This is a genomic window from Teredinibacter turnerae T7901, assembly GCF_000023025.1.
GTDB lineage: Bacteria > Pseudomonadota > Gammaproteobacteria > Pseudomonadales > Cellvibrionaceae > Teredinibacter > Teredinibacter turnerae_B.
In genome coordinates this window covers 1,450,353-1,463,355 of sequence record NC_012997.1, presented here as the reverse complement: position 1 = coordinate 1,463,355, position 13,003 = coordinate 1,450,353, and the positions used below count along the sequence as shown (strand labels likewise).

11 protein-coding genes are annotated in these 13,003 nt (G+C 41.1%); all 11 read right to left on the bottom strand.

Features of this window, described 5'->3' with window-relative positions; genetic code table 11:
* Window positions 1-123: 123 nt before the first annotated feature.
* Window positions 124-1,293, bottom strand: a complete 1,170-nt coding sequence (locus TERTU_RS06250; RefSeq protein WP_041590085.1) for a hypothetical protein — start codon at window positions 1,291-1,293, stop codon at window positions 124-126.
* 312 nt (window positions 1,294-1,605) lie between these two features.
* Window positions 1,606-2,322, bottom strand: coding sequence for a WecB/TagA/CpsF family glycosyltransferase (locus TERTU_RS06245; RefSeq protein ID WP_187148802.1), 717 nt, complete (start codon window positions 2,320-2,322; stop codon window positions 1,606-1,608).
* A gap of 112 nt (window positions 2,323-2,434) precedes the next feature.
* Window positions 2,435-3,133, bottom strand: a complete 699-nt coding sequence (locus tag TERTU_RS06240) for a class I SAM-dependent methyltransferase (protein ID WP_049772807.1) — start codon at window positions 3,131-3,133, stop codon at window positions 2,435-2,437.
* A gap of 106 nt (window positions 3,134-3,239) precedes the next feature.
* The gene (locus TERTU_RS06235) at window positions 3,240-4,442 is read right to left on the bottom strand and encodes a hypothetical protein (RefSeq protein WP_015818039.1); all 1,203 of its coding nucleotides are present in this window, start codon (window positions 4,440-4,442) and stop codon (window positions 3,240-3,242) included.
* A gap of 26 nt (window positions 4,443-4,468) precedes the next feature.
* The gene (locus TERTU_RS06230; protein WP_015819791.1) at window positions 4,469-5,746 is read right to left on the bottom strand and encodes a polysaccharide pyruvyl transferase family protein; all 1,278 of its coding nucleotides are present in this window, start codon (window positions 5,744-5,746) and stop codon (window positions 4,469-4,471) included.
* A gap of 7 nt (window positions 5,747-5,753) precedes the next feature.
* Window positions 5,754-6,872, bottom strand: a complete 1,119-nt coding sequence (locus TERTU_RS06225; protein ID WP_015817927.1) for a glycosyltransferase family 4 protein — start codon at window positions 6,870-6,872, stop codon at window positions 5,754-5,756.
* Complete coding sequence (locus TERTU_RS06220) at window positions 6,869-7,918, bottom strand: glycosyltransferase (protein ID WP_015818272.1); 1,050 nt, start codon at window positions 7,916-7,918, stop codon at window positions 6,869-6,871. The genes TERTU_RS06225 and TERTU_RS06220 overlap by 4 nt, the downstream gene beginning before the upstream one ends.
* Entirely contained in the window at window positions 7,912-8,973 is a 1,062-nt protein-coding gene (locus tag TERTU_RS06215; protein ID WP_015818805.1) for a glycosyltransferase, read from the bottom strand. The genes TERTU_RS06220 and TERTU_RS06215 overlap by 7 nt, the downstream gene beginning before the upstream one ends.
* 1 nt (window position 8,974) lies before the next feature.
* Window positions 8,975-9,970 (bottom strand): Wzz/FepE/Etk N-terminal domain-containing protein, encoded by a 996-nt coding sequence (locus TERTU_RS06210; RefSeq protein ID WP_080516692.1) that lies wholly within the window; start codon window positions 9,968-9,970, stop codon window positions 8,975-8,977.
* Between the two features lie 255 nt (window positions 9,971-10,225).
* On the bottom strand, window positions 10,226-11,296 hold the full coding sequence (locus tag TERTU_RS06205) for an undecaprenyl-phosphate alpha-N-acetylglucosaminyl 1-phosphate transferase (protein ID WP_015817575.1): 1,071 nt from the start codon (window positions 11,294-11,296) through the stop codon (window positions 10,226-10,228).
* 36 nt (window positions 11,297-11,332) lie between these two features.
* On the bottom strand, window positions 11,333-12,763 hold the full coding sequence (locus TERTU_RS06200; RefSeq protein ID WP_015820004.1) for a mannose-1-phosphate guanylyltransferase/mannose-6-phosphate isomerase: 1,431 nt from the start codon (window positions 12,761-12,763) through the stop codon (window positions 11,333-11,335).
* Window positions 12,764-13,003: the final 240 nt, after the last annotated feature.

The window sequence follows — 13,003 nt, the reverse complement described above, 5'->3', positions numbered from 1 at the left end:
TACGTAATTGATTTTAGCCAGTATAGGGAGGGGTTCGTTTGGCGCTTACATATCTACGATTATTTAACTCACGTTTTTAAATATCTACCCAATGTGCAAAGAGCTGAGAATGTTGAAGCTCTATTACCTTGGAATGCCATCCTTATATAGGATGGGGTTGGATTGGCGCTTACTCTGCATTGAACTCGAGTCCAAAATTCCGCCAGACGTGAACCCTAACAACAAGAAAAACATATAGAAACTTTTATACTCTTCAGTAATTGAATTACTTACACCCGCAACAACCATATTTATCAAAGCCCATAAGCAAAAAAAGAATGTCAAATTTAATTTTTGGTTAGCAATAATAAGCCGAAAGTAAATAAATGCTACAAGTGAAACCCAAAAAAAATAACATACCAAACCAACTAACCCAAATTTATAGCCATAAAAATAGTATACAGATTCTATAGGCCCGTGTGCATCCAATATTTCTGAATTGCTTGGCCCATGCCCCAACAAATAACCCTGCGATAAAGATAGAATGAGACCTTGTAGCTCGCTAGCTCTATGCTGAAATGTTCCACCAGAAGGGGCGTCCAAAACGGCTTGGAAGTGCTTTATGGCCTGTAATTCTACATCAATAAAAAACAGCAAACCCAGGAAAAGAACCAACCCCCAAAAAATAAAAAACGTGACAACCCATGAAACACGATGACGCGGAATCGAAACAACTGTCATCAAATTAACAATAATATATATTAAGAGAGCTCCACGAGAGCCACTTAAAATCAAACCGGAAAGCAAGAAACCATATTGCAACAAAAACAATTTTTTCGCTGTCACACCTCTATATAACTGCAGCAACGATACCTGCATAACAAATACCAACCAATATCCAAATCCGCCTGGATATCCTAGCGTTCCACTGAACCTAAAAAAATGAAAAGGATTTTCAGCAGTTGATTGTCGCGCTTTGTACAAATCAACCAGAGGATATGCTGCGGGATAGAACACAAGATACGAAAACAATACAGACAATACTCCTGCAATCAGGATAAATCGAACCGCCTGATCTTGCGAATAACGTTTACTAAGCAACCATCCGCTAATAAATATCAGTGCGTAAATTGTAGGCTTTAAGCACTCTACGAAATCCTTCAACAAAAAATCAGCATCAACGCTAAATATTAATATTAAAATAAATAGCAGCGTAAAAACTAAGTTTACTAAAAGAAAAAAAAATGTCGATTTACTAATTCGATTGCCGTAAACTAATATAAGCATGCAACTGACAAGCAATGAGATAATCATTACTGGCTCATTTAGCAGGCGAATAGACCCAATAGAGATGGGCATTATGAAAATCAACCCAATGAAACTATAGAGCCATACCGTATAAAATGTCAAGCGCACAGATCGTTTACCAATTAAAACACCCGAGATTTTCACAAACACTAAAATTTAATAAACATATTAAGCATCTAAGGAACAGTATCTTTTTCGCTAATCATTAATGCGATACTCTCGAAATCAAACGCAAATTTATCCTTACCCCAAACGAAGCTGCCAACACAACAGATAGTCACAACAACAATAGCCCGGCACAAGCCGCGAAAAATTTGATCAAACACGCTGATTCTTGATTACATCATAAAGAAACAACAACAAAAAAATTGGATAATATATTGCCACTCGCTTTATGACGTGGGGCTCATTTACAAAACGGTATGCCCAACGAAGATGATAACGGTTTATCCAATCCGGATAGTAACTTAAAGCTTTACCATTCGCGGACTGCGAGATGAATGCTCCACATGTAAAATAATACCCGCTTGGATTTGATTGAGCCAAACTACACGCCACACGCTCCTGCTTTAAATTGCCCAACCCTAAAAGGGCCATATCAGCACCTGATTCTGATATGATAGAAAGTATTTCACTTTCAGGCCTATATCCATCGCAACTTCCTATCCATTTTATACGGGGATAAAGTTGAGAAAAGTATTGAATAAATTGATCCGCATCACCGGGCTTACCACCCGCAACAAAAACTTTATGCTGTTCTCGCTCGCTATAACCCAAAACTACTGGAGCTAGAGATGTCAGATCAAAGGACTGGCGCGCGACAAGAATACTACGACCCAAAAACACTTTTAGGATAAAAGTTAAATAAATACCATCGACTCGATAATAAGCATAATCAAACTTACTAGCCCAACGCCGCAACATAAAATAATTAAAAGGATTAATATAAATATATGCTCCAGGCAAAAGATTCCCTGCATCAATTAATCTAGCCACTTGGACATAACGGCCTCTAAGAAACGTAATTATATTCACTTCGCCAACCAAATCTTGCGAAAAAAATAGGCAATCGAATAATCGCTGCCAGCATGACCAACAATAATGCACCCTATAAAATACAAAAGGCTCGAATAGTTTTCTAAAATATTCAGACCTTACCAATCAAAACAAGAGCCTGATTATTGCTAAACCCTAAAAAACAGTGATCAACATCCGAAAGACACTCTTTATAAGCTTTATATTCACCATATTTCCAGCCTGGGTACCCAAAAAAATCGTCAAATAAGATTAGTGTACCGGGTTGCAAAACGTCTTTTGTTAGCGTCAATATTAATTTTGCCGGAGTATAGGTATCTGTATCAATATGGATGAGGCCAATTTGATTAGACTCCATTCCCTCCAGAAAAGGAGGTAGCGTATCCTGAATCCATCCAACTTTTAATTCAGCGTTACGCTGTATTTTAGGCAATTTTCCATTTGTACTAAAGGCCCCTTTCCCCCACCTGTGCCCCACCCAATCTTCTTGAAGCCCTTCAAAAGCATCAAAACCGTAAACCTTGTTTGATTTACTCCCATTTAACAACCTCTTTGATATTCTATTTAAGCTGTCACCCTTGAACACACCGAACTCCAAAACATCCCCCTCCAATGGCAGCTTATCTACAGCCCAATCTAGCAAGTCACCCCTTTTGCTGAATACCTGTGCCTGAGGGGCATTTTTTTCAATAAATGCCACAGACTCATTTACTGCATTTCGCCAGCGCACCGTATTGATATTTTCTCTTAAAACCAGGTTAAACAAGGACTCTACTACACTGGATACTACTTTAGATATGTATTTACCCACTTTCCTTTCCTATTTTTATTTCACATTTAGAAGGTTAGCTAATTCATTTGAAAAGGAACCTTCTAGCTTATAGTTGGATTCTTGAACTTGAATTACCGTATGCAAGTCATGGCGCTTGTTCAGCACCTACGTCCGCGCCCTCCAGAACTACCCCATAATCACGAAATAGGTAGTTTATCGAAAACGCGAAAATAAAGTTTAGGAGAGCAATTGATGCATAGTAAGCGCGAACAAAGCTAACGTCTAGAACATATGTATGATTCTGAACCATTACAAAAACAAATAATACTATTGCAAGAAAAACCGAATATAACAAAAGAAATTGCTGCTTATTAACCTTCACAAGCAGCACGACCGCAGTCACGCCAGATAACATTGAAGCGTAAAAACAAAACACATAAGGTGCAAAATCAACAAACAATCCCCATTCGTGCATAAAAGAATTTGGAACGAAATTAAATAATAACTCAACAAAATCAGAGACACCAACCACAAACAACGCTAACGCAAAAAGGCTTAAAACAAACCACACCCTAATTCTAAACGATCCCACCGACTTCATCATCACATCTCGAATTGACTGATTCAGCATATTAAATGGTGTTCCTATTATTCGTTCTGCCAACGCTACATTTCCAACCAGCAAAAGATTTTTCTCTATAGTGGAATAATAAATAACCGGAAAAGCACTTATGAATATAATAAGAAACGAGTAAGGCATATTGAAACTTAAATAGCTTCTAATAACTGGGAAGTAGCCAACTGAAAACCGCCTGATGTTTTCGTAGAAATTCAGACAGTCAGATTTGACATTGACACACAAAGCAATTACGACCAACAGCAACCCTAAAACCAATCCCAAGGTATACCCAAGATCGGCAAAAAAGTAGAAAAATAGAAGCTGCAAAATCACAACAATAAAACTTCGCAGAAATCTTAAAAAACCCAGAAGCTTGAACTTATCATCCGCAACCAAAACTGATGAGAGAAGAAGATATGATGACTGAAGAATAACGAAAATTGTGAATACAAGTGAATTTATAGGAATAAATTGACTAGCAACGCTTGTTACTATCAAAGAAAAAACTATAAAAGCGGGCACCGCTTTACGCAGTAACTCATCACCCGAAGCAACTCCTAGCTCAACTCGAAAAGTACAAAGCACTACAAACAGCGAACCGATACTAATTATGCTTGCAAGCTCTCCCATTATTTTTGCACCATATAAAATCGCAATCAGTGGTGCAGACAGAAACGCTACAACATTACCTAAAGTGGAGAATGAGATAAGCCATATAAGTCTTCGCATTTATTCGCCTATAACTGCTCAACTTCTTACTGAGCTTCCGACGATTTCAAAACACCTTCAATTGGACTAGAAGAACCTGAAATCAAAGCTGGCAGATTTTCAACAATTTTGTCATGTAAACCGTTATCGTTTATTATATTTTCAAAGGCATCAACAAGGACTTTAGGCGCTATCTCTGAATAGCTGATCATGTATTTAACATCTAAGCCCATATCGCTAACAATATGCCATTTTGCGCCAGCATCGTAGGGCACACAAATTACTTTGCACATATGGGTCAGCGCAAAAATAGCAGAATGCATGCGTGTAGCAATTAAGCAAGCAGACTTTCGATACTCTGCAAATAATTCTTTCGGACTCAAATAAGATTTTATTTCTATTAACTTTCCATTTAGATCAGGATGCTCCTGATAGATCTCCGAGAGCAAGCCAACATAACCTTCCCACTCATAATATACCTGTGGAACAACCTGAACTCTGTAACCGGCACATAATAAATGTTTCATCAATGCCGCAATCGAATCTTTATAACGCTGCCTAGCAATCAATCCACTTTCTTTCCAGTCGACCAAAGTAAATGATACTAACTTGGGATCTCTAGCAATATCGTCCTCATTTCGATACTTGTTGATGAAGTAGAAAGATAGATCGGGGGCCAATTTAACGTTCTTCAAGCCAAGCTTTTTCTGCGCGTACTCAAGTGAGTATGATTCTCGTGCAGTAACATATACACACCGGCTAAGCACAAACCGGAGCATTATTCTTGAAATAGCATATCTTAACGGCCATATTGATACGCCAATAGCGTAAGTCTTCTTTTTTAAAACCAAACAGTAAAAAGGATGGAGAAGCATTGCGAACATATCATATATTTCACCTATACCATTCCTATTCCTGAAGTTCCTCCCATTCCACAAAACAGCATCAGCACTTGCGATTTTTGAAAGTGCCCGCTTACCAGGTCCGAAAAATATGGTTTTTAAGCTTAGAAAATAAATGACCAACTGGAAGTAAGCAAACAAAATTCCAAAAAGCGAACGAAGTTTTTTGTTGCCTAGATTTTTGAACTGGCTTGACAATGGATTAAAACTATTTCTTACTCCAGGGCAAATGTCGACGTCATGAAGAGCCGAGCAGTCAAAATGGTCCGTGAATGCTGTTTCCTGATTTTCTCCATACACACTAACTATGCTTTTTTCAGCGTTAGGATACACATCTTCGACGATATCCAAAATTGCTTCCTGCATGGCAGCGTCACCCCTGTTCATTTCAGAAGCAAAATCTAACAATAAAATATTATGCATATGACACTCAACCCTCAACCAATCGAAGCAGCTCCGAAACTTCAGAACCTATAGACTTTACACAGTATTTGCTTTCTATCCAAATATTTCCAAGCGATTCAGCGTAATCTATTGCATCTATGATTTCTTGGACATTATCTTCCGAAAACATTAGTCGCTCATCTAAAATTACTTCAGGATTCCCCCATGCGCGCGTGGCCACAACTCTAGTTTTAGATCTTATGGCCTCCAGAATAACCGTAGGCAAAGATTCGTAACCTCGAGACGGAACTATAAGAAGTTTCGCTGATGCGAATATCGCCGGCATTTTGGATTCTACTACGGACCATTCCACATCTATATTCTTTATAGAACAAATGCGATCAATAACCTGCTCTCCCACCGTCTGAAACCTGCGAGTTCCCAACACAACTTTAAATGTCTTGCTAGAGTAATATTCAGCTAAACTTATAATCAAATCCAACCCTTTCTTTTTTGCTGCTCTTCCAACGAACAAAAAATCGTATTCACGATCATTAAGGCTTGATCCACTATCGTACTTATCAGAAACTCCGTTATAAATAACGACAATTCTAGATCGATCAATCCCATATATTTTTTGCATTTCTTCTATTTGATATCTAGACACACTTACACACAATAATGACTTCCGATAAACTACAGAGTCCAGCTTCATTTGTAGCCAAGCATTAATCCATTTTAAATAATCGACCAAATTAGTTCCTAGTTCGGTCCCTATTTCAGGCACATTTGTACCATGCGGTGTAGAAATGAATTTAGTAGTACTCAGATTGATTGAAAACAGCGCACCCAACCCCAAGAAGGCTGCATGAGAGTGTACTAAATCGTATTTACTGTAGTTTTTATCAAGCCATCTCTTCACCGAATATGCTCGATAGAGATAGCGTATAACTCCTTTTAGCTTTAAATCAGGAAGTACAGCAATGTTTATTCCCCAAAGAGACAGATCCATCCCCTTGTCTACTGAATCAATGGTTAACACCGACACTTCGTGACCTTGCGATACCATCTCGATACAAAAATTAAATGGATTTTTAACTTCTCCACTTACTACAGCTGAATCTTCTAAATGTGGAAATTTATATGCCAACACTAATATTTTCATTTGAATTCACCAACTAACAATTCGTATTCTCTAACGCATCGCTTTTCTGTAAAGCGCTCGAGGTTCCGGCTAGGCATCGATACTGGAGCACTATCAACTAATTCTAGTAGCCTTCTTCCGTAGCTCGAAACATCTGTACTAGTTGGCAAAACAGTCTTATTGTCATGACTGCAGATCTCTCGTATACCATGAGGACACTCAAGTGCAAGCACTCGTGGGCAATATTGGAGAGCCTCGATTAATACAGTAGGCAAACCTTCCCACAAAGATACCAAACAAAAAATGTCCGCTTGTTTCAGTAAATCGGCTATATTATCTCTCCACCCTAGAAACTCAACTTGTCCATCAAGCGATTTTTCTTTTACCAACGCTGTTAACATATTCTGGTCTTCACCCTCGCCAACAAAAGTGAGCTTGAAATCAACCCCTTCATTAACCAACCATTCTGCAACGCTCAGTAAATATTTTTGGTTTTTTTGAAAACACAATCGCCCAACATTAATAATTCTTAACCCCCCACCCCGGCTACTGCTCTGATGCTCAGCATAATCAACTGATTTTAAAACCGGATTATAAATAACACGAAAATCACTTCTAGGAAGCTTAATCTGACTAAAAATAGATTCTTTTAATCCGTTACTCACGAAGACAACTCTAGAAACGAGATACTGAAGACAACTGAAGACTGCCCTTTTAACAAAGACTGAGGCAAATGTATCACCTGCTAGTTTCAAATCGACGTGTTGCACATATATCAAGTTAAAACGGAATAAGTATAAAAATCTTACGATCGCAGCCAGTACCGCGTCAGTTCCATTCCCCACTACTACGGTAGTATTAGCAGGCTTACTTAAAAAAGGAATAAGCTTGAACAGCTTTAATATAGTACCCTTCACAATAGAAGGGCCAACCTCATTCTCTAAAACACCCTTCTCCTTGCAAAGAAAGATGACATCATATCCACTTCGCTCAAGCCCGTTAGCAATATTTATATGGACTTTCTGAACACCTCCTCCGGATAAATTTCTTAAGTAGAATATTAGCAACCTAACACCTCAAGATACTTTTTTACAGCAACGCTTGTAGAAAACTCTCTCCCCCTGGAGACTAACGCTTGTTTAGAGCGAGATAAAGATAATTCATTTTGTATTGCGACAGCGAGCTCCTCGGCGTTAAATATTCGCACGAGAGACCCATATTCACCGTTTTCAAGGATTTCAGAAGGACCATATTTACAATCGGTTGAGACGACCTTACACCCCGCCAAAAGTGCTTCCACAATAACGTTTCCAAAACCTTCCCACAAAGACGAAAGAACAAAGCAGTCAGCGACTAAAAAGTAACTGTATGGATTGGCTACATAACCCAACAGAAACACCCTATTTTGAAGACCAAGCTCCGAAGCAAAATATTCCAAAGACGTTTTCTCAGAGCCTTCACCTAAGATAACTAGGTCCCCATCATAACCATAGTGCTTAACTAATATGCTGTATGCTTGAATCAACATCTTAAAGTTTTTCTGCTTGGTCAACCTTCCGGCACCAACTATAAATTTATTCCCCCAAGAAATGGGTGCTTTTTCACCGTCCCCTACTATAGGGTTGTATATGGTTCTTAGATTACTAAATCCGCCATGAAAATAGCGATCGAACTCGCTCCTAACACCTTCTGATACACAAACCAACGAATGGAGCCTCGGGTATAAGACTTTCACTAAGGTTTTTGTTATCTGGTAGATTATCCAACCCCTTCGTCTCATTTCCTCTAGGAAATTATTATGCTCCACCCCTATAACACCCACTTTAACTCCACAGGTTGCAACTAACGAAACAATATTTTCATGCGTCATATTTGAAATTAGTTTTTCTATACCGCTCTCCTTAATGGCCTTGCGAAGAGCAAACGCACAAGATATCAATCGCTTTGACGTCAATTCAATTATCTCTATCTGATTATCAAGCTTGCACTTGTTTGGGCCGACAGAATCCAATACGAAAAAACAAACAGAATGCCCCTGACTTACCAAACCATTAGCGAGTAAAACACTAACATATTCAGCCCCACCACCAGAAAAATTTCTTACAAATAAACCAATTCTCATTCTAATATCTTTTACTAAAAATATTTTTAACAAACAAAAAAAGTAGCGAAAACATCCCCCCTACAACCGCAAAGAGAACGACAATCAACTTCCTAACAGGTGATACGGGCGACTCAGCCACCATCGGCATAATAACAGGCTCAACTAGATAATCTTCGTCAACCCTAGCTAGCATCAACGTTTTTGTTTGCGCTTCAACCATATTATAAAAGACAGTTTTTAGCTCAGCTATCTTGGTTTCATCGATTTTTTCCTGTAGATAGCCTATGTTTTTTTCTGCCTTTACAATATCCCTATCCCTAAAATCACCATTTAGTTTTTCAACAATCATTTCTACCCACTCTTTGGCAACATGAGGAGAATAATGTTTGACTTTGATAGATAGCAGCCCAGTAGATGCGTCAAATTTAATTTCTACAAAATCAATTATTTTATCAAACACCTCATACGAACTTGGTTCCGCTTCTTTGCCTGAAGGCGGCTTTCGTATCCATTTTTGTTCATCAACCAAGTAGATATCTTCATCCCAAACAAACTTGTCTCTTGCACGATCCCATTCTTTAACACCAAACACCAAGGGTTTCAAATTATGAGTGCGAATTAACTCATCCCAGAATGGCCAAGATTGACCTAGCACTACTGCATGATTTATTTTATTTTGTCCACCAGCACCTAAGTTAATACCTGCAATAGCTGCTAAACCACCCAATTGGCCCGACATATTTTTGGCTACACCATCATCCTGCGATATACCGTACACACCTTTACTTTCATACATGTTAGGAAGGCTAAGTGAAAACAACACCCCACATAGAATAAAAAGAGCTGTTATTCCTAATAGCCAAAATTTTCCGCTCCAGAGTGATTCCCACAATTTAATCAAGTCAATCTCACCTATAAACTCTGAATTTTGAGCTGACTTTTCGTTTATGCTTTCAATCGAAATAGAATCTAGTCGTTGTTCTATTTTAAGGAGTCTATCATCAGTATCATTCATAACTCAGTTATCTTAAAGCAGTAGTATCAACGCTCATATCGGAACTTATCTAGTCTAATTATGATTCATTGAACAAATTGAATTCTAAAGTTAATAATGCTTACAAGCATTCGTGCCGGGTAGAACCCAGAAAGATTAAGTGCAACTATTCGCAGCAACCCAGTAGCTAGCCCGACGCCATCCCCAACAAAAAAAGCGCGAGTTGACTCTCCGCCCTTAGAAAGGTTTTGAAAATATCGATAATTAAGTTGCGATTTATGCCGCAGTAAAAATTCGCCGCTTACTCCACCGAATAAACCGCCAAGACCGCTTCATCAACAACTGATAAAACACAACCAGCGCTATTGCCCCTAGAAACGAAAACCAATCTGGCGCTTTATACACATGCAGTACTGCGCCTACGACCACGAACAACCCCTGTACACACAGCATAATGTACAAAGTTTGTTTCGCGTTAAAGCCGGCCCGCAGAATAATGTGGTGGATATGAGTTCGGTCTGGCGCCATGGGGGAGCGACCGCGTTTTACTCGGCGGTACATGATGGTAAACATATCGGTGATGGGTAGCAGCACAAACCAGAGCGCTGTAACCGGGCTAAATGCAGCGGACTCGCCTTGGGAGCCGTAAATCAGCAACACCCCTAACGACAACCCCATAAACATGCTGCCGGAGTCGCCCATAAATATTTTACCGATGCGCTTGGGTTTTCTGGCGCCCCACAGGTTAAAAATAAGGAAGGCGCCGGTGGAGCCGATAAAGGCCATGCACAGGTACTGGAAGGTGGTATTGCCATTTGCGCCGAAGAGCGCGACCAGGCCAATAAACGAAACCATGGCGATGGAGCCTACCAGGCCGTCCATGCCATCCATCATGTTCATGGCGTTAATTGCCGCCATAATGGAGAGTACAGCCAGCGGGTAGCCCAGCCAGCCGGGGTTTAACTCGCCAATACCAAACAAGTCTCCAAACGAATGGAAGTGCACCTCCAGAGCGTAAACAAAAATGCAGGAGATCAGGAACTGGCCAACTAGGCGAAAGCGCGCGCTGAGTTCGTACCGGTCGTCGACCATGCCCATAAACACGATTAGCCCACCGGCCAATAGAAAAAGCCGTATTTCTATTGGCTGCTCAATAAAGAGAAAGGTGGTTAGCAAAATACTGGCATAAATAGCCAATCCACCGACTAACGGAATAACGCCTTGGTGCTGTTTACGGCCGCCGGGTTTGTCGACAAGTTGCGCCCATTCGGCGACAGGCTGAAGTAACTTTACTGCGGCAAATGCGAGTACAAAAGACATTGCCAAAATAATGTAGCCTAGTTCCATGTTGTTTCGCTTACTCTTTACGTAGGTTTAACTGTTTTATTCCGCTCTGCCGTAGGCATCCTGAAAACGTACAATGTCGTCTTCACCCAGGTAGCCACCACTGCGCACCTCAATAAGGTGTAATGGCAGTTTGCCGGGGTTGCTCAGGCGGTGCTTTTCCCCTAAAGGAATATAGATAGATTCATTTTCGCCGAGCAACTGCTCCTTCTCGCCCTTTTGAACGAGTGCAGTTCCTTCCACTACCACCCAGTGTTCCGCGCGATGGTGATGCATTTGCAACGAAATACTAGCGCCGGGTTTTACTTCTATTCGTTTTACCTGGAAACGCTTGCCGGCATCGAGGGTATCGAAGCTTCCCCACGGGCGGTGCACCTGACGGTGATGCTGAAACTCGTTGCGATCCTGCTGCTTCAGCCAATCCACCACGTATTTCACGTCCTGGGTTGCTTCGCGATTGACAACCAGCAAGGCATCATCGCTCTCGATTATTGCGATATTCTCCAGGCCAATTGCGGCTACAAAGCGATCTTCTGAGTGGATTAGGCTGCCAGTGCAGTTTTTGATAAACGCGTCGCCAAATACTGCATTACCGTTTTCGTCCTTCGCGCTGGACTCCCACAGCGATTCCCAACTGCCAAGGTCGCTCCAACCCGCATCCAGGGGCACCATCCAGGCCTTTGGAGTTTTCTCCATCACAGCATAGTCAATTGAGATATTTTCACATTGCGCGAACTCGGGCTCTGCGAGACGAATAAAGTCGAGATCGGTTTCGGCGTTAACTAACGATGCTTCACACTGCGCTAACCAATCGCCGCCTAGACTGGCCACTTCGGCAAGCAGCAGATCTGCTGGAAACACAAACATGCCGCTGTTCCAGGTGTAGGTACCCGCTGCCAGATAAGATTGTGCAGTGGCGAGATCTGGCTTCTCTACAAATTGAACAATTTTGCTTCCGCTGGCGGACGTCGCATTCTCACTTTGTATATAGCCATAACCGGTTTCCGGCTTATGCGGAATTACACCAAAGGCAACCAGGCGCTCTTGCTCAGCCGCCACAATTGCCTGTTCGAGGGCGCCGTGAAACGCATTGAGATCACTAATAAGGTGATCTGCAGCCAACACCACCAGAATGGGGTTTGCGTAGAGCTGCTTAGCGCGATAAGCCGCGACAGCGATTGCAGGAGCCGTATTTCGGGCGCAGGGTTCGAGAATAATTTCCGCTTTGCGGGAGTCGATTTCTGCGATCTGGCTGGCCACCATAAAACGCTGATCGTTGTTACACACCACAATTGGCGGCGCAAACTGTTGCACACGCTTCATGGTGTGCTGAAGCATGGTCATATCGCCGTAGAGTTTGTGGAGCTGTTTGGGGTATGCCTTGCGGGATTTTGGCCACAGTCGAGTGCCACTGCCGCCGGAGAGTATGACCGGAACAACGGTCCGTGTTTCTGATTGGTTTTCCTGCACGAGAACTATCCGAACTTTGATGTAGTACACAATTTGCGGGGATTATAAAGCAATGACTACAAGTTGTGTTGTTCGCAAAGTGTAATATCCCCAACCTGAGCTTGTGATTTTGCTTAACTCGCTAGCCTGCTCTTATGCAGCTTTAATTTACTGCTTGCTCGCCATTGCCAGCACCACTTCAAACTCCAGATTTTTATCGATACACCTGCCCGTTTGTCGGTTTTATAGGGAACGGTTTGT